Here is a 25,339-nt window from a genome sequence, read left to right as displayed (position 1 = left end):
GATTCCGCGATGCGGGCATTCGTATTTCCGGGGCAGGGCGCACAGGTCGTCGGCATGGGGCGCGAGCTGGCCGAGGCCTATCCGGCGGCGCGCGAGGTCTTTGCCGAGGTCGACGAGGCGCTGGGAGAGAGCCTGTCCGACCTGGTCTGGAACGGCGACATCGAGACGCTGACCCTGACCCGGAACGCGCAGCCGGCGCTGATGGCGACCTCGATCGCGGCCTTCCGGGCGCTGGAGGCCGAAGGCTTCGGCATCCGGGACGCGGATTTCGTCGCCGGCCACTCGCTGGGCGAATATTCGGCGCTTTGTGCGGCGGGCGCGCTGAGCCTGGCCGACACCGCGCGGCTGTTGCGCCTGCGCGGCCAGGCCATGCAGGAGGCGGTGCCGGTCGGGCAGGGCGCAATGGCGGCGATCCTGGGCCTGGATTTCGCCGCGGTCGACCAGATCGCGCGCGACGCGGCCGAGGGCGAGGTCTGCCAGGCCGCCAATGACAACGATCCGGCGCAGGTGGTGATCTCGGGGCACAAGGAGGCGGTCGAGCGCGCCGCGGCGCTGGCCAAGGAGCGCGGCGCCAAGCGGGCGCTGATGCTGCCGGTCTCGGCCCCGTTCCATTCGGCGCTGATGCAGCCCGCGGCGGCGGTGATGGCCGAGGCCCTGGCCGCGGTCGAGATCGCCGCGCCGGCCGTGCCGCTGGTGGCCAATGTCCGCGCCGAGCCGGTGACCGAGCCCGGCGCCATCCGCCGGCTGCTGGTCGAGCAGGTGACGGGTGCCGTGCGCTGGCGCGAGTCGGTCGAGTTCCTGGCCGGCGCGGGCGTGACCGAGTTCTGGGAGATCGGCGCCGGCAAGGCGCTGTCGGGCATGATCAAGCGCATCGCCAAGGATGCGGCGGTGCGCAATATCGGTGTCCCGGCGGATATTGCGGCGCTGAAGGCATGAGGGGGCTCTGCCCCCATCCCTGCGGGATTCCCCCGGGGTATTTGGACAACGGAGAAAGAGCGTGATGTTTGATCTGACGGGCAGGAATGCGCTGGTGACCGGGGCGTCGGGCGGGATCGGCGGCGCCGTGGCCGAGGCGCTGCATGCCGCCGGCGCCACCGTGGCGCTGTCGGGCACGCGCGAGGCGCCGCTGCGCGAACTGGCCGAGAGGCTGGGCGGGCGGGCGCATGTGGTCACCGCCAACCTGGCCGATGCGGCGGCGGTCGAGGCCCTGCCCAAGGCGGCGGCCGAGGCGATGGGTTCGGTCGACATCCTGGTCAACAATGCCGGGATCACCCGCGACAACCTGTTCATGCGCATGTCCGACGAGGAATGGGCGCAGGTGCTGGAGGTCAACCTGACCTCGAGCTTCCGGCTGTGCCGGGGCGTCCTGCGCGGCATGATGAAGGCGCGCTGGGGCCGGATCGTGAACATCGGCTCGATCGTCGGCACCACCGGCAATCCGGGGCAGGGCAATTACGCCGCCGCCAAGGCCGGGCTGGTCGGCATGTCGAAGAGCCTGGCCTATGAGGTCGCCTCGCGCGGGATCACCGTGAACTGCGTCGCCCCCGGCTTCATCGAGACGGCGATGACCGGCAAGCTGAACGACGAGCAGAAGGGCCGGATCCTGACGCAGATCCCCGCCGGGCGCATGGGTTCCGCCCAGGAAATCGCCGCCGCCGTGCTGTATCTGGCCAGCCCCGAGGCGGGCTATGTCACCGGCGCCACGCTGCATGTCAACGGCGGCATGGCGATGATCTGAACGTGGTTTATGCGGGTTGCAAGATCACGTTCCCGTGCTATATCCCGCAAACAAGGCCGCAGGGGAACCGCCCTGGGCTCTGACCGGCAATCGCTGGAACATCTGGGCGGATTGCCCGCGAAAACGAGGAAGAGACATGAGCGATATCGCTGATCGCGTGAAGAAAATTGTCGTCGAGCACCTGGGTGTCGATGAAGAGAAGGTCACCGAGACCGCCTCGTTCATCGACGATCTCGGCGCCGATTCGCTGGACACCGTCGAGCTGGTCATGGCTTTCGAGGAAGAGTTCGGCATCGAGATCCCGGACGATGCGGCCGAGACCATCCAGACCTTCGGCGATGCCGTGAAATTCATCCAGGGCGCGGTCTGATCCTGCTCTGACCTGCTTTCGGGGCGGTGCTTTCGGTGGAAAGCGCCGCCCTTTTTCTTTGCCTGCGGCGGTTTGACCCAGCGTCGCGGGGAACCGCCGCAAGGCCCATGTCGTTTCAAGGGCGGACCTGACGAAGGAGAGTTTCATGGCCGTGAATGTCAAAGGGCTCAGCGACAATGCCCGCAAGACCGCAATCGCCGAGCTGAATGCCCGCCTGGCCGACGCCCTGGCGCTGTCGGCGGCGATCAAGCAGGCGCATTGGAACGTCAAGGGCCGCAACTTCATCGCCGTGCATGAGCTGTTCGACACCGTGAAGGCGCGGCTGGACGAGCATGTGGACATGATGGCCGAGCGCGTGCAGGTGCTGGACGGCGTCGCCGTCGGCACGGTCGAGAAGGTGGCCAAGGCCAGCACGCTCAAGGAATACCCGACCGACCTGACCAAGGCCGAGGACCACATCAAGGCCGTCTGCGAGCGCATGCGCGATTATGGCGAGAAGGTGCGCGCCGCCATCGACGCGACCGACGAGGCCGGCGATGCCGATACCGCCGACCTGTTCACCGCCGCCTCGCGCACGGCGGACAAGGATCTGTGGTTCCTGGAAAGCCACCTGGAATAGGCTTTCCGCCAGGTGAACCGGGGCCGAGGCCCCGGTTTGCCGCTTGAGCCGCGGCCTATTTCGGCATCGGCGCGGTGATCCCCTCGACATAGAAGTTCATCGAGGAGAGTTCCTGGTCGCTGGCCGTCTGCCCCTCGGCCAGCCAGGCCGAGCCGTCCTGCTTGTTCAGCGGCCCGGTGAAGGGGTGGTATTCGCCGGCGGCGATCTTGTCGCGCAGCGCCTCGGCCTCGGCCTTGACCTCGGCGGGGACGGCATCGGTGATCTCGCCGATCACCACCTCGCCGTCGCCGATGCCCAGCCAGACGCCCTGGGATTTCCAGGTGCCGTCCAGCACCTCGCCGACGCGCTTGATGTAATAGGGCTCCCAATTGTCGATGATCGAGGCGAGCCGGGGCTGGGGCGCGAAATTCGCCATGTCCGAGGCCTGGCCGAAGCCGAAGGCGCCCGCTTCCTGCGCCTTGGCCAGCGGCGCGGTCGAGTCGGTGTGCTGCATGAACACGTCCACGCCCTCGGCGATCAGCGCGGCGGCGGCATCGGCCTCTTTCGCGGGGTCGAACCAGGTATAGGCCCAGACCACCTTCATCTCGACATCCGGGTTCACCTTCCTGGCGTGGATATAGGCCGAGTTGATGCCCTGCACGACCTCGGGAATCGGGAAGGAGCCGATATAGCCGATCTTGTTCGACTTGGTCATGCGGCCGGCAATCGTGCCCAGCACCGCGCGGCCTTCGTAGAAGCGGGCGTCGTAGGTGGCGACGTTTTCGGCGGTCTTGTAGCCGGTGGCGTGTTCGAATTTCACATCCGGGAACTTCTTGGCGACGTTGATCGTGGCGTCCATGAAGCCGAAGCTGGTGGTGAAGATCAGCTTATGGCCGGACAGCGCCAGTTGCGTGATGGCGCGCTCGGCATCGGCGCCTTCGGGGACGCTTTCGATATAGGTGGTCTCGACCCGGTCGCCGTATTCGCGTTCCACCGCCTGCCGGGCCAGGTCGTGCTGATAGGTCCAGCCGCCGTCGCCCACCGGGCCGACATAGATGAAGCCCACCTTCAGCTTTTCCTCTTGCGCGAAGGCGGGCAGGGCCGTGCTGGCCACCAGCGCCGCGGCGCTGCCAAGAAGGGTTCTGCGTTTCATGTCATGCTCCTTGCAGGTTGTGCCTATTTCAATGCGTGGAAGGGCCGGCCCAGGCTGGCGGGGGCCGCGCCCGCGCCCGTGCGGCCGAATTTCTGCCGGGCCGAGATCAGCACCAGCACGAAGATCGTGGCGAGATAGGGCGCCATGGACAGCAGCTGCACCGGCACCGCGACCCCGGCCGCCTGCAGCCGCAGCTGCAAGACGGTGACGCCGCCGAAGAGCCAGGCCCCGGCCAGCACGCCCCAGGGGTTCCATTGCGCAAAGACCACGATGGCCAGCGCGATCCAGCCGGCGCCCGCCGTCATGCCCTCGGTCCATTGCAGCACGGTGCCGATCGAGATATAGGCGCCGCCCATCCCTGCCAGCGCGCCGCCGAAGCCGATGGCAAGGACGCGCATCCGCCGCACCGGATAGCCCAGGCCATGGGCGGCGTCGTGGTTTTCGCCCACCGCGCGCAGGATCAGGCCCGGCCGGGTGCGGGCCAGGAACCACCAGACCGCGGGCACCAGCGCGATGCCCAGCCAGATCATCCAGTTCAGGCCCAGCGGGCCGGGCATCATCGCCGGGGCCTTCATCCCCTCATAGGGCTTGCCGAACATCGCGGTCAGGCCCAGGCCGAACAGCGTCAGCGCCAGCCCCGTCGCCACCTGGTTCGACAGCAGGAATTGGGTTAGCGCCGCGAATGTCATGGACACCGCCGCACCGGCCAGGGCCGCGGCCAGAAAGCCCAGGGCGGGGCTGCCGCTGGCATGGGCGGCGGCGAAACCGGCCAGCGCGCCGGTGATCATCATGCCCTCGACGCCCAGGTTCAGCACGCCCGCACGCTCGACCACCAATTCGCCAAGCGCGGCGAACAGGATCGGCGTCGCGGCGCCGAGCAGCAGGATGAAGACGGAAAGCGGGTCGATCATCATGCGCGCCTCCGAATGCGGTAGCGGGTCAGAAGGTCGAAGCCGAGCAGGAAGAACAGAAGCATCCCCTGAAAGACCTGCACCGTCGCCGCGGGCAGGTTCAGCATCATCTGCGCCAGCTCGCCGCCGATATAGGTCAGCGCCATGAGCAGTCCCGCCAGCAGGATGCCCAGCGGATGCAGCCGGCCCAGGAAGGCCACGATGATCGCGGTAAAGCCGTAGCCCGAGCCGAAGCTTTCGGTGATCTGCCCGGCCGGGCCCGCGACCTCGAAGAGACCCGCCAGCCCCGCCAGCGCGCCCGAGACGCCAAGGCACAGCGCCACCAGCCGCTCGGGGCGGACGCCGGCAAAGCGGGCGGCGCGGGGGGCGGCGCCGGCGGTGCGGATGTGAAAGCCCAGGACATGGCGCGACATGACGAACCAGGTCGCCGCAAGGGCCAGGATCGCCGCCACGCCGCCCCAATGCAGGCCGGAATTGGCGATGAGTTCGGGGTTCGAGGCGGGCTCGTATTGCTGCAGGTTGCGCGAGCCGGGAAAGTTGAAGCCCTCGGGGTTCTTCATCGGGCCGAAGGCCATCCAGGCCGCGATGCGCTGCGCGACATAGACCAGCATCAGCGAGACCAGGATCTCGGACGCGCCGAACCAGTTGCGCAGCATCGCCGGGACCATGCCCCAGGCCCAGCCGCCCGCCGCGCCGGCCAGGATCATCGCCGGAAAGATCCAGAAGGCGTCCAGCGGATAGGCGGCCAGCGCCACCGCCGCGCCGCAGATGGCGCCGATGATGTATTGCCCCTCGGCGCCGATGTTCCAGATCCCGGCGCGGAACCCCAGCGCCAGGCCCGAGGCGATCAGGATCAGCGGCCCGGCCTTGACCAGAAGCTGCGGGCGCGAATAGCCGGCGGCGGGGCCGAACAGCGGATCCCAGAAGATGGTGCGGATCGCGGCCAGCGGATCGAAGCCCATGGCGGCGAACAGCCCGCCGCCAACCACCATCGTGGACAGGACGGCCAGGATGGGCGTCGCCACCTGCCAGAGCAGCGGGGCGCTGGCGCGGGGCTCAAGCCGGAACATGCGCCACCTCCATGCCATGGGCGCCGCCCAGCATCAGCCCGATCTCCTCGACCGTCAGCCCCTCGGTCGGGCGGGGCGCGGACAGCCGGCCCTGGTTCAGGGCGCAGAAGCGGTCCGAAAGCTCCAGCAATTCGTCCAGGTCCTGGCTGATGACGATCAGCCCCGCGCCCTGCGCCGCCAGGTCCAGCAGCGCCTGGCGGATGGCGGCGGCGGCGCCGGCATCGACGCCCCAGGTCGGCTGGTTGACGACCAGCACCCGCGGCCGGCCCAGCACCTCGCGGCCGATGACGAATTTCTGCAGATTGCCGCCCGACAGCGCGCCGGCTGCCGTATCCGGGCCGGGGGTGCGCACGTCGAAGGCGCGGATCACCTCTTGCGCGAAACCCGTGGCGGCCTTGCGGTCGATCAGCCCGCGGCGGATCAGGCCCTGCCGGGCGCCTGCGGTCAGCAGCGTGTTTTCCGCCAGGCTGAACTCGGGCACGGCGGCATGGCCCAGCCGGTCCTCGGGCGCGGCCAGCAGGCCGGCGCGGCGCCGCGCCTCGGGGCCGGCGCGGGACAGGTCGCGGCCCTCCAGCGCCACGGTGCCGGGGGCGGTCAGCGTCTCGCCCGACAGCGCCGAGAGCAGTTCCTCCTGCCCGTTGCCGGCGACGCCGCCGATGCCCAGGATCTCGCCCGAGCGCAGGGTCAGGCCGATCTGCTTCAGCGCCATGCCCTCGCCGCCCGGCGTCGAAAGGCCGCGGACCTCCAGCACCGGGGCAGCGGGCTTGCGGCCGGAACGGTCCACCAGCCGCATTTCGGCCCCGACCATCATCGCCGCCAGTTCGCGGGCGGAATGGGCGCGCGGATCGACCGTGCCCACCAGCTTGCCCTGGCGCAGGATGGTGGCGCGGTCGCAATGGCTGCGGATCTCTTCCAGCTTGTGGCTGATATACAGGATCGCCGTGCCGGCCCCGGCCAGTTGCCGCAGGGTGGCGAACAGGATCTCGGCCTCCTGCGGGGTCAGGACCGAGGTCGGCTCGTCCATGATCAGCAGCCGCGGGTTCTGCAGCAGGCAGCGCAGGATCTCGACCCGCTGCCGCTCGCCCGCCGAAAGGCTGGCGATGCGGCGGGCGGGGTTCAGCGGCAGGCCGTAGCCCTGCGACAGCTCGGCGATGCGGCGGGCAAGCTCGGGCCGGGGCGGCGGATTCTCCATCCCCAGCGCGATGTTTTCCGCAACCGTCATCGCGTCGAACAGGCTGAAATGCTGGAACACCATGGCGACGCCCGCGGCACGGGCCGCGCGCGGGTCATGCGGCGCGTAAGGCGCGCCCAGCAGCGCCATCTGCCCTTCGTCCGGCCGCACGAGGCCATAGATCATCTTGACCAGCGTGGACTTGCCCGCGCCGTTCTCGCCCAGAAGGGCGTGGATCTCGCCCGCCTCGACCCCGAACGAGATGTCGTCATTGGCGCGCACGCCGGGATAGGTCTTGCCCAGGCCCTCGGCCCGGAAAACATTCGTCACTGTCGCGCGCCTCGCTGCTTTTTGCGCAAGATTAGCGGTTTTCCGCCGAGGGGCAATTGCACAGTTGGGCAGGTCGCCCCTAGATTGGCGCCATGCCTGAAAATTCCCCCCGATTCATCCACCTGCGCACCCATTCCGAACATTCGCTGCTGGAAGGCGCGGTGCCGGTCAAGAAACTTGCCGATCTCGCGGCGCAGAACGGCATGCCCGCCGTGGCGCTGACCGACAGCAACGCCTTGTTCGCGGCGCTGGAATTTTCGGTCAAGGCGCAGGACGCGGGGGTGCAGCCGATCATCGGCTGCCAGGTCACGCTGGCGGCGGATGTCACCGGCCCGGTGGTGCTGCTGGCGCAGAACGAGGCCGGCTGGCTGAACCTGATGGCGCTTTCGACCTGCCTTTACCTGCGCGACGACCACGCCTTGCCGCATGTGACGGTCGAGGAACTGGAAACCCATGCCGAGGGGCTGATCTGCCTGACCGGCGCCGCCGGCGGCCCGCTGGGCCAGCTGGTGCTGCAAGGCCGGCAGGCCGAGGCGCGCGCGCTGGCGGAAAGGCTCGCCGCCGCCTTCCCGACCCGGCTTTACGTCGAACTGCAGCGCCATCACGACGCCGAGGGCCAGCCGGTCCCCGAAGAGGCGGGTTCCGAAGGCGGCATGATCGACATCGCCTATGCGCTGGACCTGCCGCTGGTCGCGACCAACGACGTCTATTTCCCCAAGCCCGAGCTTTTCGACGCCCATGACGCGCTGATCTGCATCTCAGAACGCGCCTATGTCGACCAGACCGCGCCGCGCCGCCGGCTGACGCCGCAGCATTACTTCAAGTCCGCAGCCGAGATGGCGACCCTGTTCGCCGACCTGCCCGAGGCGGTGCAGAACACCGTCGAGATTGCCCGCCGCTGCGCCTTTGCCGTCAAGAAGCACAAGCCGATCCTGCCGCGCTTTGCGGATGACGAGGTCGAGGAACTGCGCCGCCAGGCCTGGGACGGCCTGCGCGCCCGGCTGGCGGTGATCCCGCATTCCGCCCCGGTCGAGGAATACGAGGAGCGGCTGCGCTTCGAGCTGGGCATCATCGAGCAGATGGGCTTTCCCGGCTATTTCCTGATCGTGGCCGATTTCATCAAATGGGCCAAGGAACACGGCATCCCGGTGGGGCCCGGCCGGGGCTCGGGCGCGGGTTCGCTCGTCGCCTATGCTCTGACGATTACCGACCTTGATCCAATACGTTACAGCCTGCTCTTCGAGCGGTTCCTGAATCCGGAGCGGGTGTCGATGCCCGACTTCGACATCGACTTCTGCATGGATCGCCGCGAGGAGGTGATCCAATACGTGCAAGAGAAATACGGCCGCGACAAGGTGGGCCAGATCATCACCTTCGGCGCGCTTTTGTCCAAGGCGGCGGTGCGCGACGTGGGAAGGGTGCTGCAGCTGCCCTTCGGACAGGTGGACCGGCTTTCCAAGATGATCCCGGTCGAAGGGGTCAAGCCGGTCAGCGTCACCAAGGCGCTGGCCGACGAGCCGCGCCTGCGCGAGGCGGCGCGCGAAGAGGTGGTCGGCCGCCTGCTGGACTATGCCGCCAAGATCGAGGGGCTGCTCAGGAACGCCTCGACCCATGCCGCCGGCGTGGTGATCGGCGACCGGCCGCTGCACCGGCTGGTGCCGCTTTACCGCGACCCGGCCTCCGACATGCCGGCCACGCAGTTCAACATGAAATGGGTCGAGCAGGCGGGGCTGGTCAAGTTCGACTTCCTGGGCCTCAAGACGCTGACGGTAATCCAGAACGCCGTGGACCTGATCAACGCGGGCGGCCGGCCGCTGCATGTCGCGGCCGACGGTCGGATGCTTTACGAGCCGGCGAAAAGGGCCGAGAACCAGATCAACGCCATCCCGCTGGACGACAAGCCCAGCTACGACCTGTTCGCCAGCGCCCGCACGGTCGCGGTGTTCCAGGTCGAAAGCTCGGGCATGATGGACGCGCTGCGGCGCATGAAGCCCACCTGCATCGAGGACATCGTGGCGCTGGTGGCGCTGTATCGCCCCGGCCCGATGGAGAACATCCCGACCTATTGCGAGGTGAAGAACGGCCTGCGACCCCTTGAATCCATTCATCCTTCCATCGACCATATCCTCGCCGAGACCCAGGGCATCATCGTCTACCAGGAACAGGTGATGCAGATCGCGCAGGTCATGGCCGGCTATTCGCTGGGCGGCGCCGACCTGCTTCGCCGCGCCATGGGCAAGAAGATCGCCGAAGAGATGGCCAAGGAGCGGCCCAAGTTCGTCGAAGGCTGCAAGGCGCAGGGAATCGACGCGAAGAAGGCCGGAGAGGTCTTTGACCTGCTTGAAAAATTCGCCAACTACGGCTTCAACAAGTCCCATGCCGCGGCCTATGCCGTGGTCAGCTACCAGACCGCCTGGCTGAAGGCGAACCACCCGGTCGAGTTCATGGCCGCGGTGATGAACTGCGATATTCACCTGACCGACAAGCTCGCCGTCTACAAGCGCGAGGCCGACCGCATGGGGATCGAGACGGTCGCGCCCTGCGTCAACCGCTCCGAGGCCATGTTCAGCGTCAAGGAGGGCAAGATCGTCTATGCCCTTGGCGCGCTGAAGGGCGTGGGGGTCGAGGCGATGAACCTGATCGTGCAGGCCCGCGGCGACCGGCCCTTTGCCGACATGCAGGACTTTGCCCGCCGGGTGGACATGCGCCGCGTCGGCAAGCGGCCGCTGGAGATGCTGGCCCGCGCCGGCGCCTTCGACGCGCTCGAGCCGAACCGCGCCCGCGTGCTGAAGGCGCTGGACGGGCTGGTGGCCTGGTCGGCGGCGGTGCAGGAGGCGGCGGCCTCCAGCCAGTCCTCGCTTTTCGGCGGGGGCGAGGATCTGCCGCCGCCGCGCCCGGTCGCCGCGCCCGTCTGGATGCCGGCCGAGAAACTGGCCGAGGAACATGCGGCCGTGGGCTTCTACCTGTCCGGGCATCCGCTGGACGACTACCAGCCGGCGCTGCGCCGCAAGGGGGTGCAGACGCTCGCCGAGGTGACGCAGGCGGCGCAGGACGGCGCGCTGGTGGCGCAGCTGGCCGGCACCGTGGCGCACCGGCAGGAAAAGAAATCCGCCCGCGGCACCCGTTTCGCCTTTGTCGGCCTGTCCGACCCGACCGGGCTTTACGAGGTCACGGTGTTTTCCGACACGCTGGATGCGCATCGCCAGCACCTGGAGCCGGGCGAGAACGTGGTCTTGCAGGTGCAGGTCGAGCCTTCGGGCGACCAGGTCAAGCTGCTGGCGCGCTCGGTCATGCCGCTGGAGCAGGCGGTGGCCGATGCCGGCGCGAACCGCCTGGCGGTCGAGATCGCCGGGCTGGACGCCGTCCCCGCCGTCGCCGAGGCGCTGGAACGCATCCTGGCCGAGCTGAACGTGCCGCCGCGCGCCCGCGGCCCCATCGCGCTGCGGCTGAAGGACGGGGCCGACCTGGTGGATATCGAGATCGCCGAGGACGTGCCGCTGACCACGCCCGCCCGCCAGGCCCTGCGCGTGATCCCCGGCGTGCTGGAGGTGCTGGAGGAATAGGCGGCCGAAGCTGCCGGGGCGTTCCCGGCCCGGCCATGTGCAAGCCGTGCCGCGGGCGTCAGCTTGCGCCCTTGCCGGCCGGCAGGTGGTGCAGCAGCGAGGAACAGGCGCCCATGATATGGGCATAGACCAGCTCGCCCGCCCTTTCCGCATCGCCGGCCCGGCAGGCGGCAAGGATCTCGCGATGCTCGCGGTCGGCGGTGCCTTGCCCGTGCGACAGGGACAGCTGGATGCGCAGATAGCGTTCCAGCCGGTCGTTCACCGCGCGGATCGTGCCGACCAGGAACGGGCGCTGCGCATCCAGATAGAGGCGGCTGTGGAACTGCCAGTTCAGCGCCGACCATTGCGCCACATCGGTTTCCCCGGCGAAGGCGTCGCAGAAAGCCTGGGCCTCGGCAAAGGTTTCGGGCGTCATATGCGGCACCGACAGCCGGATGGCGTTCGATTCGAGGATGGCGCGGGTTTCGAAGATCTGGGCGATCTCGGGTTCGGAGACCGCGGTGACGATGGCGCCCTTGTTGCGCTGGAACTCGACCAAGCCTTCGGCCTCCAGCCGCTTCAGCGCCTCGCGCACCGGGATCTTGCTGACGTTGAACATCCTGGCGACATCGTCCTGGCGGATCGGCTCGCCCTCGTCCAGCGAGCCGTCGGCGATGGAATCGCGGATGAATTTCAGGATGATGTCCGAGGCGGTGGGCGCCTTGCCAAGGTTGGGAACCTCTGCGTCCTTGAATGGCATTCCCCTCTCCCGCAATTCCGCGGCCTCGGCCGCCCGCGAAAGATATGGTAGCCGATATTCGGCCGCAAGGGAGGGGCGCGCCCCAGCCGCTTGACAGGTCGGGGCGGAACCGGCAGGCTGGGTTTGGAATATGGTATACGAAATATAATCCCAAGCCCGTTCCCCGGATCGAGGAAAAGATGCGCAGCTCCAGACTCGTGCACGTCGTGTCCTGCCATGCGGAAGGCGAGGTCGGCGACGTCATCTTCGGCGGGGTGGCCCCGCCGCCCGGCGAGACGGTCCGGGACCGAGTTCCATTGCCGCATCGACGGCGAAACCGAGGTGAACGGCAGGCCGGCGATCAGCCCGACCATCTCGGGCCGCGCCTGGGTGGTGGGCACCCGGCAACTGATGGTCGATCCCGCCGACCCCTTCCAGGGCGGCTATCGCCTGTCGGATACCTGGCCGATGGGCATGTGACGGAGGCATGACACGATGACGGGCGCGAAGGTTCCGCAATTCCTGTCCTACGCGGCCGCGATCGGCCGGCTAAGGTGGCGCGATGCCGTCGAGGCGCTGCGGCAGGGCCATGCGCTGCCCCCGGCCGAGATCCGGGACGTGTTCCTGGGCCCGCCCACCGGCACGATGATGAGCCGCTCGGCCTTCATCGAGGGGCTGGGCTACGGGGCCAAGACCTTCACCGTCTGCGACGGCAATGCGGCCAAGGGGCTGCCCACGGTCCAGGGGGCGATGCTGGTCTTCGACAAGGATACGGGCGCGCTGCAGGCCATCGTGGACAGCCCGCTTGTGACCGAGATCAAGACCGCCGCCGATTCCGTCCTGGGCGCCAGCCTGCTGGCGCGGCCGGACAGCCGGCACCTGCTGGTCGTCGGCGCGGGCACGGTCGCTGCCAGCCTGGTCAGGGCCTATACAGCGGTGCTGCCGGGGATCGAGCGCGTCTCGGTCTGGTCGCGCCGGCCGGAACAGGCGCAGGCGCTGGTGGCCGGGCTGGGCGGCGTCGCAGCCGATCTCCAGCCGGTGCCGGACCTGCGCGCGGCGGTCGGGCAGGCCGACATCGTCTCGGCCGCCACCATGGCGCGGCAGCCGGTGATCCTGGGCGACTGGGTCCGGCCCGGCACCCATGTCGACCTGATCGGCGCCTTCAAGGCCGACATGCGCGAGGCCGACGATGCGCTGATGGCCAGGGCCGCGCTGTTCGTGGACAGCCGCGCGACCACGCTAGGCCATATCGGCGAGCTGACGATGCCCATCGCCTCGGGCGCGATCACGGCCGAAAGCGTGCTGGGCGACTTCTACGACCTGCTGCGCCCCGGTGCCCGCCGGCGCCGCTCGAATGACGAGATCACCGTGTTCAAGAACGGCGGCGGCGCGCATCTGGACCTGATGATCGCGTCCTGGATCGCGCGGGTGATGGCGGCGTAAGCGGTCAGCCCAGGCGGAAGTTCTGCTCGACCACCGCCTCCATCGAGACATGGCTCGAGGTGTTGCTGACATGGGGCAGGGTCGAGATCTTCTCGGCCAGGATGCGGCGGAAATCGGCCATGTCGCGCGAGCGGACCTTCATCAGGTAGTCGCAGCCGCCGGCGATCATGTAGCATTCCTCGACTTCGGGAATGGCGCGGACGGCGGCGTTGAACTGCTGCAGCGCATGTTCGCGGGTGTCGTTCATGCTGACCTCGACATAGGTCACATGGGTCAGGCCCAGCTTCAGGGGCGACAGGATGGCGCGATAGCCGGTGATCAGCCCGATCTCTTCCAGATGCCGGATGCGCTGCGCCACCGGGGTCTTGGACAGCCCGACCCGGCGCGCCAGTTCGGCGATGGGGATGCGCGCGTTCTGCGTCAGCTCCGCCAGGATCTTGCGGTCCTGCGTGTCCAGATCCGGGTCCATACTGAAAATCGCCTCGAATTTGTTCCATCGGCCTACCTGCTGGCCGATATTCAGGCGCACCGCCTGGCAGCCATCTGGTATTCCTGTCCTATCGAATAAGGAGATCGGCATGATACGTGTCAACCCCACCGAGCTTTCCGACGCGTTTTCCACCCAGGCGAAATTCGCCGACGAGGCGGAACTGCTGAACCGGCTGGTCGCGCAGGCCGCGCTGAGCCCCGAGGCCCGCGCCGCCATCACCGGTCGCGCCGCCGAGCTGGTGCGCCGCATCCGCGCCGAGGCCAAGCCGACGATGATGGAACATTTCCTGGCCGAATACGGCCTGTCCACGCGTGAAGGCGTGGCGCTGATGTGCCTGGCCGAGGCTATGCTGCGCGTCCCCGACCGCATGACCATCGACGCGCTGATCGAGGACAAGATCGCGCCCTCGGACTGGGGCCGGCACCTGGGCGAGGCGTCCTCGTCGCTGGTCAATGCCTCGACCTGGGCGCTGATGCTGACCGGCAAGGTGCTGGACGACGACCAGGGCGGCATCGCCGGCACCCTGCGCGGCGCCGTGCGGCGGCTGGGCGAGCCGGTGATCCGCGCCGCCGTCGGCCGGGCGATGAAGGAAATGGGCCGGCAGTTCGTGCTGGGCGAGACCATCCAGAAGGCGCTGGAGCGCGCCAGGCAGCGCGAGGCGCAGGGCTTTACCTACAGCTACGACATGCTGGGCGAGGCGGCGATGACCGGGCTCGACGCCGCGCGCTATGCCCGCGCCTATGCCGACGCCATCGCCGCCATCGCCAGGGCCTGCGACAAGGGCTCGGTCGAGATGAACCCCGGCATCTCGATCAAGCTTTCGGCGCTGCATCCGCGCTATGAGGTGGCGCAGGAAACCCGCGTCATGGCCGAGCTGGTGCCGGTGGTGCTGTCGCTGGCCCGCCAGGCCAAGGCCGCCGGCATGGGCATGAACATCGACGCCGAGGAACAGGACCGGCTGGTGATCTCGCTGAAGGTGATCGAGGCGGTGCTGTCGGACCCCTCGCTGGCCGGCTGGGACGGGTTCGGCGTGGTGGTGCAGGCTTACGGCAAGCGCGCGGGCCAGGTCATCGACTGGCTTTACACCACCGCCGAGCGGCTGGACCGGCGCATCATGGTGCGGCTGGTCAAGGGCGCCTATTGGGACACCGAGATCAAGCGTGCCCAGGTCGAGGGTTTCGACGGTTTCCCGCTGTTCACCAGCAAGGTCGCGACCGACGTCAGCTATATCGCCCATGCCCGCAAGCTGATCGGCTACGCCGACCGCATCTATCCGCAATTCGCCACCCATAACGCCCAGACCGTCGCGGCGATCCTGGAAATGGCCGGCGACATCCCCTTCGAGTTCCAGCGCCTGCATGGCATGGGCGAGCGGCTGCACGACATCGTGCTGCGCGACTATAACGGCCGCTGCCGCATCTATGCCCCGGTCGGCGCGCATCGCGACCTGCTGGCCTATCTGGTGCGGCGCCTGCTGGAGAATGGCGCGAACAGCAGCTTCGTGCATCAGATCGTGGACGAAACCGTCTCGCCCGAGGAGGTCGCGCGCGACCCGTTCGAGGCGCTGGCCGGCGCCCGTCCGCCAGCCGGGCTGGCCGCGCCCGCGGCGATCTTCGGCAAGGTCCGGCGCAATTCGCAGGGCTTCGACCTGAGCGACGAGGCGACGCTGGCCCGGATCGAGGCCGCCCGCAACGGCCCGGTGCCGGATGCCGCGCCGCTGACCGTCTCCGCCGGCTCGGGCACGCGGGTCGCGGTCGCGAACCCGGCCACGGGCGAGTTGGTCGCCCATGTGACCGAGGCCGATGCCGAGACCGTCGCCCGCGCCATCGACGACGCCCGGCCCTGGGACGCGCCCGCCGCCACCCGCGCCGCGGTGCTGCGCCGTGCAGCCGACCTCTACGAGGCGCATTTCGGCCCGATCTTCGCCGCCCTGGCGCGCGAGGCGGGCAAGACCCTGCCCGATTGCGTGGGCGAATTGCGCGAGGCCGCCGATTTCCTGCGCTATTACGCAGCCGAGGGCGAAGGGGCGACCGGCCGGCCGCGCGGGGTGATCGCGGCGATCAGCCCCTGGAACTTTCCGCTGGCGATCTTTACCGGCCAGATCGCCGCGGCGCTGATGGCGGGCAATGCCGTGCTGGCGAAGCCGGCCGAGCAGACGCCGCTGGTCGCCGCCATCGCCGTGCGGCTGCTGCACGAGGCCGGCGTTCCGGCCGGCGCGCTGCAGCTGCTGCCGGGGCAGGGCGGCACGGTGGGGGCGGCGCTGACCGCGGATTCGCGGATCAACGGCGTGGTCTTCACCGGCTCGACCGAGACGGCGCAGACCATCGCCCGCGCCATGGCCGAGCATATGGCCCCCGGCACGCCGCTGATCGCCGAGACCGGCGGGCTGAACGCGATGATCGTCGATTCCACCGCACTGCCGGAACAGGCGGTGCGCGACATCGTCGCCTCGGCCTTCCGCTCGGCCGGGCAGCGCTGCTCGGCGCTGCGCTGCCTTTACGTGCAGGAGGACATCGCCCCGCATCTGATCGCCATGATCAAGGGCGCCATGGACGAGCTGCGGCTGGGCGATCCCTGGCGGCTTTCGACCGATGTCGGCCCGGTGATCGACGCCGAGGCGCAGGCCGGCATCGAGCGCTACCTGGAGAGCAAGGCGAACCGCATCCTGCATCGCATCTGGGCACCGAAGCAGGGCCATTTCATCGCCCCCGTGCTGCTGCGGGTCGAGGGCATCGACGACCTGGAACGCGAGGTCTTCGGCCCGGTCCTGCATGTCGCGACCTTCCGTGCCGGCGAGCTGGAGCGCGTCGTCGCCGCTATCAACGCGCGCGGCTTCGGCCTGACCTTCGGGCTGCACACCCGCATCGATTCGCGCGTGCAGGAGGTATCGGACGCCATCCATGCCGGCAATATCTACGTCAACCGCAACCAGATCGGCGCCGTGGTGGGCAGCCAGCCCTTTGGCGGCGAGGGGCTGTCGGGCACCGGGCCGAAGGCGGGCGGCCCGCTTTACCTGCCGCGCTTCTTCGCGCCGGCCGAGCCCGCGGCCCCGGCGGGCGGCTGGCAGGGCCCGGCCGACGAGGCGCGGCTGCGCGGCGCGCTGTCCGCCACCGTCCCAACAAGGATCGAGGAGCGGCTGATGCCCGGCCCCACGGGCGAGTTGAACCGGCTTTCCGCGCATAGCCGGCCGCCGGTCCTCTGCCTCGGCCCCGGCCCGCAGGCGGTGGCGGCGCAGGTGGCGGCGGTCCAGGCGCTCGGTGGCCAGGCCGTCGGCGCCGAGGGCGAGTTGCCGCCCGAGGCGCTGACCCGGCTGCCGCAGCTTTCGGCGGTGCTGTGGTGGGGCGACGAGGCGCAGGGCCGCGCCTATGCCCGCGCGCTGGCTGGGCGTGCAGGCGCCATCGTGCCGCTGATCGGCGCCATGCCCGACCTCGCCCATGTCGCGCATGAACGCCACCTTTGCGTGGACACCACCGCCGCGGGCGGCAACGCCGCGCTGCTGGCCGGCTGAGATGACCGCAGGGGGCCCGCCGCGGCCCCCTGTTTTCCAGAAAGAGCCCGGAGGAGGCGTTCCATGAGCAATCAATCATTCCTGGCCGATGTGAACGAGATGTTCGACGTCGCGGCCTCGCGCTGCGACCTGCCCGAGGGGCTGGCCGAGAAGATCAAGGTTTGCAACGCGACCTATGTCACCCGCTTCGGCGTGCGGCTGCGCGGGCGCATGCATACCTTCACCGGCTGGCGCGCCGTGCATTCGACCCATAGCCGTCCGGCCAAGGGCGGCATCCGCTTTGCCCCCAACGCCGACCAGGACGAGGTCGAGGCGCTGGCGGCGCTGATGACCTACAAATGCGCGCTGGTGCGGCTGCCCTTCGGCGGCTCCAAGGGGGCGCTGAAGATCGACCCCGCCGACTGGACCGAGACCGAGCTGGAAAAGATCACCCGCCGCTTCGCGCAGGAGCTGATGGCGCATGAATTCCTCAGCTCGGCCGCCAACGTGCCGGCACCGGACATGGGCACGGGCGAGCTGAACATGATGTGGATCGCCGACGAATACCGCCGCGCCCGCCCGCAGGACATCAACGCGCTGGGTTGCGTCACCGGCAAGCCGGTCGGCGGCGGCGGCATCGAGGGCCGCACCGAGGCCACCGGCCGCGGCGTGCAATACGCGATCCGCGAATTCTTCCGCCATCCCGCCGACCGCGCCCGCGCCGGCTTCCAGTCCGAGATCCTGTCCGGCCTGACCTGCGTGGTGCAGGGCCTTGGAAACGTGGGCTTCCACGCCGCCAAGTTCCTGTCGCAGGAGGACGGGGTGCGCATCGTCACGGTGATCGAGCGGACGGGCGTGGTGCGCAACCCCGACGGCATCGACATCGACGCGCTCAAGGCGCATCTGGTCCAGACCGGCTCGGTCGAGGGCTTTGCCGGCGGCGCGGTCAGCCCGCCCGACATGGGGGCGCTGGCCGACGATTGCGACATCCTGATCCCCGCCGCGGCCGAGGGCGCGATCACGGGCGAAAATGCCGCCGCCATCAAGGCGGCGCTGATCGTCGAGGCCGCCAACGGCCCCACGACCAAGGCCGCCGACACCATCCTGCGCCAGGCCGGCAAGATCATCCTACCCGACCTCTTCGCCAATGCCGGCGGCGTGGTGGTGTCCTATTTCGAATGGGTGAAGAACCTCAGCCACATCCCCTTCGGCCTGATGGAACGGCGGCTGGAAGAGGACGAGCACCGGCTGCTTGCGCGCTCGCTCGAGCAGATGACCGGCCGGGACTTTCCCAGCGAGCATGCCCGCTTCCTGGAGGCGCGCAGCGAGATCGCGCTGGTCCGCTCGGGCCTCGACGACATCATGCGCGCCGCCTATCGCCGGATGAGCGCGCTGTGGAACCGCCCCGACGGCAGCTACCCGGACCTGCGCACCGCCGCCTATGTGCTGGCCATCGACGAGGTGGCACAGGCCTACAAGGCCATCGGGCTTTAGCCGCCGGGCCGGGGTGTCCATCGGCCCGGTCCTGCGGCCAAGGGGGAAACCGGCAGCGATAGGCGGCCGGTCCTTTCGCGCCCATACCGCCCGACCCGGCGAATGATCGTGGCCTTTGCGACAGAACCGGCAGGCGGCCGTATGAGCTGCTCGTGAAACCGCATTCAAGGCCATTGGGCTTGGCCACCGGGCTTAGGCATTCATCGGCCGGGCCTGTGGCCAATGGAGAAACCGGCCGCAATACGCGGCCGGTCCTTTCTCACGCATATCCCCCACCCGGCGAATGATCGTAGCCCTCGAGACATGACCGGCAGGTGGCCGCGCGCGTCGCTGGTGAAACCGCTTCAGGAAAAGAATGCAACCGGCGGGTTGAACAGGCTTTCTTCGGGAATGACCCCAAGGCCCGGACCCTTGGGCAGGTCGATATGGCCGCCCGTGATGCGGATGCCGTTCTCCGGGTCGTAGGGCTGCGCGATATAGGGCTGGGCGACCCAGACGCCCTCGTTCAGCCGCGGCTGGACGGTGGCGCCGACATGGGTGCAGGCAGCGGCGATGATGTCGCCGCCCCAGGCGTCGTCGCAGGTATGGGGCAGGGCGCGCGCCTCGCAGATGTCGCGGAACGCCGCCATCGGTTGCAGCCCGCCGATGCGCGTCACCTTCATGCCGAACCCGTCGCAGAGCCCCTGGCCGGCGGCGCGGATCACCGTGGACAGATCCTCGCCGCTCTCGTCCAGGTAGATGCCGTGCTGGACGCGGCCGCGAATGGCCGCGATCTCCTCCAGCGTGTTGCAGGGCTGTTCCAGCACGAAGGGGATCTCGGGGCATTCGCGGCTGAGCCGCAGCACGTCGCGGGCGGGCAGGCTGCGGTTGCCGTCCACCGCCAGCCGCGTGCCGGTGCCGCGGATGCGCTCCCAGACCTTGCGCACGGTCTCGATGTCGATCTCGACCGGGCGCGCGCCGATCTTGATCTGCAGGCGCGGGAAGCCCTCGGCGACCTTCTCGGCGGCGATGCGGGCGATCTCGTCGGGCTGGCCGATGCCGGTGGCGTAATAGGAGGGCAGGCGCTCGGCCGCGACGCCGCCCAGCAGGTCCGCCACGCGGACGCCGTAATGCTTGCCCATCAGGTCATGGGCGGCGATGTCGATGGCCGCCTTGGCGTAGTTATGCCCGCAAAGCAGCCCGTCCATGCGGCGGCGCAGGACCAGCGGCTGCAGCGGGTTCGCGCCGATCAGGCCCGGCGCCATCTCGGCCAGCGCGGCACGGGCGCCAAGCGCATGGCTGGGCGCATAGGTCGGGCCGACCGGGCAGGTCTCGCCCCAGCCCGCCAACCCGCTGTCGGCGACGATTTTGACCAGCGTGCTCTGCAGCGACCAGACCGTCGAGCTGGCGATGGTATAGGGCCCGTCCTTGACCGGCAGATCATGGGCATAGACGTGTATTTCGGCAATCTTCATGGCCTGTCCCTGTCATATTGCTTGTTGCTTGAGCGATGCGTTTCCGGGGACCGGCGGCCCCTGAACGCGTCACAGATCGATGGTAACGTTTCCGATGGGCCTTGAGCAGCAGGCGAGGATATAGCCCGCCTCGACATCCTCGTCGGTGATGCCGCCGTTGTGGACCATGTGGACCTGGCCCGAGAGCCTGAGCACCTGGCAGGTGCCGCAGATGCCCATGCCGCAGCCCGAGGGGATCGGGATGCCCGCCGCCCGCGCCGTGGCCAGGATGGTCTCGGTTTGCGCGCAGCGGGCGGTCTTGCCGGATGCGGCGAAGCTGACCTCGGCCAGCGCGTCCTCTTGCGGCACCACGTCCTCGGGCACCGCCTCGGCCTCGGCCGGCGGGGCGCCGAAGCTTTCCTGGTGATAGCGGGCCATGTCGTAGCCCAGCCCGTGCAGGATGTCGCGCACCGCCTGCATGAAGGGCTCGGGGCCGCAGCAATAGACGTCGCGCTCCAGGTAGTCGGGCGCGACCAGGCCCAGCACCAGCTGGTTGACCATGCCGCGATAGCCGGTCCAGGGCCGATAGGGGTCGGGTTCCTCGACGATCCATTTCAGGTCGATGCCGGCGACGCGCGTCGCCATGTGCTCCAGCCGCTCGCGGAAGATGATCTCGGAGGGGCGGCGGGCGCAGTTGACGAAGACGATGTCCGGCGCCCGCCCGGAATCGTAAAGGAAGGTCGTCATCGACATCATCGGCGTGATGCCCGATCCGGCCGAGATGAACAGGTATTTCGCGGCCGGACCCCGCATCATCGAGAACTTGCCCGCCGGTCCCCTGGCGCGGATGCGCATCCCCGGCCGCAGGTGGTCGAACATCCAGCGCGTGCCGATGGAATCCCTCTGCGCCTTGACCGTCACCGTCAGCGAGGTCGGCCGCGAGGGCGAGGACGAGATGGTATAGGTGCGATGCAGCGGCCCGCCGGGCAGGGGCAGCTCCAGCGTCAGGAACTGCCCCGGCTCATGGCTGAAGAGCGCGCCCGAGGGGCTGCGGAAGCAGAAGGTCATCACCTCCGGCGCCTCGGGCAGGAACGAGACGCATTCCAGCTCCTCGGCGTCGGTCCAGAAGGCCAGCGTCGGTTTCAGTGCTGCGTTCATCGTCACTCGGCCGCCATGCGGCTGGGGCCGAGCGCACGCTCCATGGCATCCGCATACCAGTCCACGAACTGGATGACGCCGCTTTCCCAATAGTCCGAATAGGGACCGGGGACGAAGGCGGGCGTGCTGACGCCAAGCTGGTTGGTCTCGACCACTTCGCGATCCTCGTCATTGGTGGCGATCCAGACCTCGGTCAGGCGCTTGAGGTCGTAGTCCACCCCCTCGACCGCATCCTTGTGCACCAGCCAGGTGGTGGTCACTTCGGTCTCGGTCGGGCTGATCGGCATCACCCGGAAGGTCAGCGAGTGATCGGGCAGGAAATGGTTCCAGGTGGTCGGGTAGTGGAACACCATCAGCGGGCCGGCGTCGGCAAAGGGCACCCGGCCCAGGTTCTTTTGCACCGCGACCTTGCCATCCATGGTATAGCTGACCGCATCGCCTTCCAGCGGGGCGCGGGTCAGGCGGAACTGGCCGTGCTCGCCCAGGTAGAACTGCGCGGGTGCGCCCGCGGCGGTGCAGCGGTCGAAATGCGCCTGCAGTTTTTCCGAGACGCTGCCGTCGGGCATGATGCCGGACATTTCCGGGTCCAGCGGGAAGGATCGGCACAGCGACGGATGGTTCGCGCTGCAATGATAGCATTCGCGGTTGTTTTCCCACACCAGCTTCCAGTTGCCCTTCTCGATGATCGAGGAGGTATAGGCCACCTTGGCGTCGCCGAGGTCGTGCACGTCCAGATAAGGCGCCGCCTTTTGCGCGAATGTTTCGAAGTTCGGCGGGTTCTCGGCCAGGCAGATATAGACCAGGCCACCGACCTCGCGCAGATGGACGCTGCGCAGCCCGTGCTGCGAGGGGTCGAAATCGGCATTCATCTTGTCGGCCCAGACCAGCCGGCCGTCGAGGTCGTAGGTCCAGGAGTGATAGGGGCAGACCAGCTTGGCCACCTGGCCCTCGCGGGCCTTGCAGACGATCGAGCCGCGGTGCCGGCAGGAGTTGTGGAAGGCGCGGATCTCGCCGTCTCGGCCCTTGACGATGATGACGTTGTAATCGCCGATCTTCAGGGTGACGTAGCTGCCCGCCCTGGCCAGCTGGCAGGCCGGGATGGCATAGAGCCATTCGCGATACCAGATATTCTCCAGGTCGAGCTGATAGATCTCGGCCGAGGTGTAGAAGGGCTGTTCCAGCGCATGTCCGGGCCGGCGGCGCGCAAGCAGGTCATGGATGTTCGGTTGGGTGGCTGTCATTGTCGGCTTCCACGCTGAGGTTGAACTGGCCTAATATTCCGCCGACTCGTTTCCCATTGACAACGGCATAAAAATTCATCCTGGATTAGGTGAAGTAACCTGAATACGGCCCGGCATGCCCAATCCCCATGACTTCGCCTCGATGACCGCGCTGATCTGCTTCGAGGCGGCGGCCCGCAACATGAGCTTCAAGGCCGCCGCGCAGGAGATGAACGTCACCCCCGCCGCGATCAGCCACCAGGTCAAGGCGCTGGAGCAGAACCTGGGCTGCGCGCTGTTCATCCGCCGGCACCGCGGGGTCGAGCTGACCGAGAAGGGCGCCTTCCTGCTGGTTGCGCTGCAACGCGGCTTCGAGACGATCTCGGACGCCGTCAGCCGGCTGCGCGACCGGCCCGATGCCGTGGACGTGACCATCCGCACCACCACGGCGGTCAGCGCCTTGTGGCTGACCCCCAAGATCACCGCCTTCTGGAAGATCCACCCCGGCATCACCGTCTCGCAGATCATCAGCGACGTGGCCACGGCGGCCAGCCGGCACGACCTGCACATCGGCTATGCGGTTCCCGGCGATGACGGCGACGAATGGCGGGAAATCTTCCGCGACCGCATCCTGGCCTATGGCACGCCGCATTTCGCCAGGGAACACGGCATCCGGGGAATCAAGGATCTGCTGCGCGCGCCGCTGGTCCACATGAACGACGACCACAATGCCTGGACAGGCTGGGCCGACTGGTTTCGCGAGCTCGGCCATCCGCCGCCCTCCGGGCGCAGCCTGTTTGTCAACAACCACATGATCGCCCTGCAGGCGGCCGAGGACGATGTCGGCGCGGTGCTGGGCTGGGAGGGGCTGATGGCCCGCGTCCTGCAAGCCGGCCGCCTGGTCAGCCTGGTGCCCGAGAGCATCCCCTCGCCCGCCGCCTTCTCGCTCAGGATCAATCCCCGCGCCTCCGCAAGGGCAAGGCTGTTCGCAGACTGGCTGGCGGCGGGCTGAGCCGGGTCAGGGCTGGCGATAGACCCGGGCCGTGTCCTCCTCGAAATGGCGCAACTCGTCCTGCCGGCGGGCCTCGGACCAGCCCAGGCTGGCGGCGGCGATGCGTGACAGCGCCTCGGCACGGGCCCGGCCCAGGTCGGGCTCCAGCCCGTCGGGCAGCCGCCGGCGGATCAGGTCGGCAAGCCGCACCACATGTTCGGCGGCAGCCATCTGGCCGATGCCCTGGTCCTGCGGCGGCGAAATGATCCCTTCCGGCGCCGGGCCGCGTTTGCCCAGGCGCCTTTCGACGCGGCGCGCCACCTGCCGCGCCGCGTGGCGATGCAGCATGATGGTCGAGCCGGTGACGGCCAGCAGGCCGGGCATCGCGGGGTCTTCGGCCACCTCAACCGGCAGGCTGGTGGTGCGGCCGTCGCGGGTCGAGGTCGGCCGCACCCCGCACCAGCAATGCAGCACGTCGGCGCGCGTCAGCTGCAGGCCAAGGAACAGGTGGTTGGCCTCGCCCAGGATATAGTCGACCTCGGCCTCCTCGACGCGGATGTCGTCGGGGTTGGCGGTGACTTCGGTCTCGGTCGGGCCGATGAAGTGGAAATCGCGCCAGGGAAAGACGTAATAGGGCTCGCCCTTGCGGGAAAAGGCTTCCAGCCCCTGGCCGCGGAACGCCTCGGGCAGGCGCACCATGACGTTGACGCCCTTGATGCCGATCACCCGGCGCCGGCCCGAGCCGCCGCCCGGCACCCGGTCGATCCAGGGGCCGGCGGCGTTCACCACCATGCGGGCGCGGACCTGCGCCCGGCCATGCATCTCGGGCGCGCGTTCCTCCAGCGTGACCAGCCAGCCCTCGCCGTCGCGCGCAATCGCCGTCACCTCGGCATAGGTGCGGATGGTGGCGCCGCGCCGCTCGGCATCCAGGGCGGTATCGACGCAGATGCGCTCGGGCCAGGCATACATGTATTCCTCGAACACGCTCACGCCGCGCAGCGGTCCGCCCAGGGCCGCGGCCATGGCGCTGTCCGCGGCCGCCTGCGCCGGGGCGAGGCGGCGATAGGCCAGCGGCACCCGCCAGCCGTCCAGCGCCTCGACCAGGCGAAAGCCCAGGTCGACCAGCCAGGGCGGATAGCGGTCGCCCCTGCGGAACGGGTAGTGGAAGCGATGTTTCGTCAGGTGGCCCGGCATGTCGCGCACCAGCTCGGCCCGGCAGCGCATGACCTCGCGGGTATAAAGCAGCCGCCGGATCATGTCGGCGGGCCGGAAGGGCATCTGCCACAAGGGATAGCGCGCGGCGAGATAGCCGAGCCCGGAATAGAGCATCCGGCTGGAACGCGACGAGGTTCCTGCGCCGAAGTCTGCCCGATCCACCAGCAGGGTGCGAAAGCCGCGTGCTGCGAGTTGGCGTGCGGTGGCGCAGCCGACGGCTCCGGCGCCGATGACGATGGTGTCGTAGTCGGTGTCGTGGAGGGTTTCGATCGTCTTGCGGGTCATGTGGGGGCCGTGGTCTGCGTCATGGTCCGGGCCTTTTCGGTTGCGGCGGCGAGGGCGGTCTCGATGGCTTGGGGGAAGCCTGCGGCCTCGGCGGCATCGAGGCCGGCGGCGGTGGTGCCGCGATAGGCGCGGTAGGCGGCGAGCAGGGCGGGGGCCTCGGTGATGCGGTCTTCCAGCAGCCGGGCGCCGCCGACCACCGCCGCCTCGGCCGCGCGCCAGGCGATGGCCTCGGGGATGCCGCGCGCGCGCATGAAAGCGGCCATCGCCGTGGCCATCAGCGCCGGATAGGCCGCGCCCGAGCCGGGCAGGGCGGTCATCAGGTCGATTTGCGCCTCGGTCTCCAGCTCGTCGGTGCTGCCGATGGCCGAGAGCAGGCGGCGCACCGTGGCGCGGTCGGCGGCGGTCACGCCGGGCCCGGCCCAGAAGGGCGAATAGGAGGCGCCGATCTCGGCCGCGGCATTGGGCATTGCCCGCACGATCCGGCCGCCGCAGCACGCCAGC

21 protein-coding genes are annotated in these 25,339 nt (G+C 68.9%); 10 read left to right on the top strand and 11 right to left on the bottom strand.

The window, feature by feature from the left end; all coding sequences use genetic code 11:
* The first annotated feature begins 9 nt into the window (after positions 1 to 9).
* The 4 genes from fabD to dps all read left to right on the top strand — a co-directional run bounded on the left by fabD (position 10) and on the right by dps (position 2,727).
* Positions 10 to 936 carry an ACP S-malonyltransferase gene (gene fabD, locus FE811_RS15720; RefSeq protein WP_036759576.1) on the top strand — a complete coding sequence of 309 codons (927 nt, stop codon included), beginning with the start codon at positions 10 to 12 and terminating at the stop codon, positions 934 to 936.
* 64 nt (positions 937 to 1,000) lie between these two features.
* Positions 1,001 to 1,738: a 3-oxoacyl-ACP reductase FabG gene (gene fabG, locus FE811_RS15715; protein WP_072462722.1), complete on the top strand. Its 738-nt coding sequence runs from the start codon at positions 1,001 to 1,003 to the stop codon at positions 1,736 to 1,738.
* 136 nt (positions 1,739 to 1,874) lie between these two features.
* Complete coding sequence (locus tag FE811_RS15710) at positions 1,875 to 2,108, top strand: acyl carrier protein (RefSeq protein ID WP_011748063.1); 234 nt, start codon at positions 1,875 to 1,877, stop codon at positions 2,106 to 2,108.
* A 145-nt stretch (positions 2,109 to 2,253) separates the two neighbouring features.
* A complete protein-coding gene (gene dps / locus FE811_RS15705; protein ID WP_024844371.1) occupies positions 2,254 to 2,727 on the top strand; it encodes a DNA starvation/stationary phase protection protein Dps in 474 nt (157 codons plus the stop codon).
* A gap of 55 nt (positions 2,728 to 2,782) precedes the next feature.
* Here dps and FE811_RS15700 read toward each other — a convergent pair whose 3' ends face one another.
* From FE811_RS15700 to FE811_RS15685, 4 genes are read right to left on the bottom strand one after another with little or no spacing between them, the layout of a single operon-like run.
* Positions 2,783 to 3,859 carry a BMP family ABC transporter substrate-binding protein gene (locus FE811_RS15700; RefSeq protein WP_036759571.1) on the bottom strand — a complete coding sequence of 359 codons (1,077 nt, stop codon included), beginning with the start codon at positions 3,857 to 3,859 and terminating at the stop codon, positions 2,783 to 2,785.
* A 23-nt stretch (positions 3,860 to 3,882) separates the two neighbouring features.
* Complete coding sequence (locus FE811_RS15695) at positions 3,883 to 4,773, bottom strand: ABC transporter permease (RefSeq protein ID WP_116222729.1); 891 nt, start codon at positions 4,771 to 4,773, stop codon at positions 3,883 to 3,885.
* Complete coding sequence (locus tag FE811_RS15690; RefSeq protein ID WP_116222730.1) at positions 4,770 to 5,840, bottom strand: ABC transporter permease; 1,071 nt, start codon at positions 5,838 to 5,840, stop codon at positions 4,770 to 4,772. Before FE811_RS15690 ends, FE811_RS15695 begins: the two co-directional genes overlap by 4 nt.
* Entirely contained in the window at positions 5,827 to 7,341 is a 1,515-nt protein-coding gene (locus FE811_RS15685; RefSeq protein ID WP_116222731.1) for an ABC transporter ATP-binding protein, read from the bottom strand. Before FE811_RS15685 ends, FE811_RS15690 begins: the two co-directional genes overlap by 14 nt.
* 92 nt (positions 7,342 to 7,433) lie before the next feature.
* On the opposite strand from FE811_RS15685, the gene dnaE reads away from it, so the two are divergent.
* The gene (dnaE, locus tag FE811_RS15680) at positions 7,434 to 10,904 is read left to right on the top strand and encodes a DNA polymerase III subunit alpha (protein ID WP_140848073.1); all 3,471 of its coding nucleotides are present in this window, start codon (positions 7,434 to 7,436) and stop codon (positions 10,902 to 10,904) included.
* A gap of 58 nt (positions 10,905 to 10,962) precedes the next feature.
* Here the strand turns inward: dnaE and FE811_RS15675 are convergent, their stop codons facing one another.
* A complete protein-coding gene (locus FE811_RS15675; protein ID WP_116222733.1) occupies positions 10,963 to 11,643 on the bottom strand; it encodes a GntR family transcriptional regulator in 681 nt (226 codons plus the stop codon).
* A 321-nt stretch (positions 11,644 to 11,964) separates the two neighbouring features.
* Between FE811_RS15675 and FE811_RS15670 the strand changes: the two genes are divergently transcribed.
* Together FE811_RS15670 and FE811_RS15665 are read left to right on the top strand one after the other, a co-directional pair.
* On the top strand, positions 11,965 to 12,102 hold the full coding sequence (locus FE811_RS15670) for a proline racemase family protein (protein ID WP_370362681.1): 138 nt from the start codon (positions 11,965 to 11,967) through the stop codon (positions 12,100 to 12,102).
* A 15-nt stretch (positions 12,103 to 12,117) separates the two neighbouring features.
* Complete coding sequence (locus FE811_RS15665; RefSeq protein ID WP_116222735.1) at positions 12,118 to 13,065, top strand: ornithine cyclodeaminase family protein; 948 nt, start codon at positions 12,118 to 12,120, stop codon at positions 13,063 to 13,065.
* A gap of 4 nt (positions 13,066 to 13,069) precedes the next feature.
* On the opposite strand, the gene FE811_RS15660 is transcribed toward FE811_RS15665, so the two are convergent.
* Positions 13,070 to 13,534 (bottom strand): Lrp/AsnC family transcriptional regulator, encoded by a 465-nt coding sequence (locus FE811_RS15660; protein WP_036759560.1) that lies wholly within the window; start codon positions 13,532 to 13,534, stop codon positions 13,070 to 13,072.
* A 109-nt stretch (positions 13,535 to 13,643) separates the two neighbouring features.
* Here FE811_RS15660 and putA point away from each other — a divergent pair, with 109 nt between their 5' ends.
* A complete protein-coding gene (gene putA / locus FE811_RS15655) occupies positions 13,644 to 17,063 on the top strand; it encodes a bifunctional proline dehydrogenase/L-glutamate gamma-semialdehyde dehydrogenase PutA (RefSeq protein WP_116222736.1) in 3,420 nt (1,139 codons plus the stop codon).
* Between the two features lie 63 nt (positions 17,064 to 17,126).
* Positions 17,127 to 18,536, top strand: coding sequence for a Glu/Leu/Phe/Val dehydrogenase (locus FE811_RS15650; protein ID WP_116222737.1), 1,410 nt, complete (start codon positions 17,127 to 17,129; stop codon positions 18,534 to 18,536).
* Positions 18,537 to 18,880: 344 nt separating this feature from the next.
* Here the strand turns inward: FE811_RS15650 and hpbD are convergent, their stop codons facing one another.
* The 3 genes from hpbD to FE811_RS15635 form a co-directional block, all read right to left on the bottom strand.
* Positions 18,881 to 19,990 carry a 4-hydroxyproline betaine 2-epimerase gene (hpbD, locus tag FE811_RS15645; protein WP_116222738.1) on the bottom strand — a complete coding sequence of 370 codons (1,110 nt, stop codon included), beginning with the start codon at positions 19,988 to 19,990 and terminating at the stop codon, positions 18,881 to 18,883.
* A gap of 69 nt (positions 19,991 to 20,059) precedes the next feature.
* Complete coding sequence (locus FE811_RS15640) at positions 20,060 to 21,127, bottom strand: hybrid-cluster NAD(P)-dependent oxidoreductase (protein WP_116222739.1); 1,068 nt, start codon at positions 21,125 to 21,127, stop codon at positions 20,060 to 20,062.
* 2 nt (positions 21,128 to 21,129) lie between these two features.
* A complete protein-coding gene (locus FE811_RS15635; protein WP_116221257.1) occupies positions 21,130 to 22,368 on the bottom strand; it encodes an aromatic ring-hydroxylating dioxygenase subunit alpha in 1,239 nt (412 codons plus the stop codon).
* 115 nt (positions 22,369 to 22,483) lie between these two features.
* Here FE811_RS15635 and FE811_RS15630 point away from each other — a divergent pair, with 115 nt between their 5' ends.
* Complete coding sequence (locus tag FE811_RS15630) at positions 22,484 to 23,359, top strand: LysR family transcriptional regulator (RefSeq protein ID WP_116222740.1); 876 nt, start codon at positions 22,484 to 22,486, stop codon at positions 23,357 to 23,359.
* 6 nt (positions 23,360 to 23,365) lie between these two features.
* Here the strand turns inward: FE811_RS15630 and FE811_RS15625 are convergent, their stop codons facing one another.
* A complete protein-coding gene (locus FE811_RS15625) occupies positions 23,366 to 24,838 on the bottom strand; it encodes an FAD-dependent oxidoreductase (RefSeq protein WP_116222741.1) in 1,473 nt (490 codons plus the stop codon).
* A partial coding sequence (locus FE811_RS15620) for a pyrroline-5-carboxylate reductase (protein ID WP_305034191.1) occupies positions 24,835 to 25,339 on the bottom strand: 505 nt, incomplete at its 5' end. The genes FE811_RS15625 and FE811_RS15620, both read right to left, overlap by 4 nt.

The organism is Paracoccus sp. FO-3, from assembly GCF_006386455.1.
GTDB lineage: Bacteria > Pseudomonadota > Alphaproteobacteria > Rhodobacterales > Rhodobacteraceae > Paracoccus > Paracoccus versutus.
Note: the sequence above shows the minus strand (reverse complement) of the source record. Positions and strands in the feature narration are given on the sequence as shown.

Bases quoted from the DNA above. Each gene is read 5' to 3' on its own strand.
- fabD (WP_036759576.1), top strand. From the start codon at position 10: ATGCGGGCATTCGTATTTCCGGGGCAGGGCGCACAGGTCGTCGGCATG.
- fabG (WP_072462722.1), top strand. From the start codon at position 1,001: ATGTTTGATCTGACGGGCAGGAATGCGCTGGTGACCGGGGCGTCGGGC.
- FE811_RS15710 (WP_011748063.1), top strand. From the start codon at position 1,875: ATGAGCGATATCGCTGATCGCGTGAAGAAAATTGTCGTCGAGCACCTG.
- dps (WP_024844371.1), top strand. From the start codon at position 2,254: ATGGCCGTGAATGTCAAAGGGCTCAGCGACAATGCCCGCAAGACCGCA.
- FE811_RS15700 (WP_036759571.1), bottom strand. From the start codon at position 3,859: ATGAAACGCAGAACCCTTCTTGGCAGCGCCGCGGCGCTGGTGGCCAGC.
- FE811_RS15695 (WP_116222729.1), bottom strand. From the start codon at position 4,773: ATGATGATCGACCCGCTTTCCGTCTTCATCCTGCTGCTCGGCGCCGCG.
- FE811_RS15690 (WP_116222730.1), bottom strand. From the start codon at position 5,840: ATGTTCCGGCTTGAGCCCCGCGCCAGCGCCCCGCTGCTCTGGCAGGTG.
- dnaE (WP_140848073.1), top strand. From the start codon at position 7,434: ATGCCTGAAAATTCCCCCCGATTCATCCACCTGCGCACCCATTCCGAA.
- FE811_RS15675 (WP_116222733.1), bottom strand. From the start codon at position 11,643: ATGCCATTCAAGGACGCAGAGGTTCCCAACCTTGGCAAGGCGCCCACC.
- FE811_RS15665 (WP_116222735.1), top strand. From the start codon at position 12,118: ATGACGGGCGCGAAGGTTCCGCAATTCCTGTCCTACGCGGCCGCGATC.
- FE811_RS15660 (WP_036759560.1), bottom strand. From the start codon at position 13,534: ATGGACCCGGATCTGGACACGCAGGACCGCAAGATCCTGGCGGAGCTG.
- putA (WP_116222736.1), top strand. From the start codon at position 13,644: ATGATACGTGTCAACCCCACCGAGCTTTCCGACGCGTTTTCCACCCAG.
- FE811_RS15650 (WP_116222737.1), top strand. From the start codon at position 17,127: ATGAGCAATCAATCATTCCTGGCCGATGTGAACGAGATGTTCGACGTC.
- hpbD (WP_116222738.1), bottom strand. From the start codon at position 19,990: ATGAAGATTGCCGAAATACACGTCTATGCCCATGATCTGCCGGTCAAG.
- FE811_RS15640 (WP_116222739.1), bottom strand. From the start codon at position 21,127: ATGAACGCAGCACTGAAACCGACGCTGGCCTTCTGGACCGACGCCGAG.
- FE811_RS15635 (WP_116221257.1), bottom strand. From the start codon at position 22,368: ATGACAGCCACCCAACCGAACATCCATGACCTGCTTGCGCGCCGCCGG.
- FE811_RS15630 (WP_116222740.1), top strand. From the start codon at position 22,484: ATGCCCAATCCCCATGACTTCGCCTCGATGACCGCGCTGATCTGCTTC.
- FE811_RS15625 (WP_116222741.1), bottom strand. From the start codon at position 24,838: ATGACCCGCAAGACGATCGAAACCCTCCACGACACCGACTACGACACC.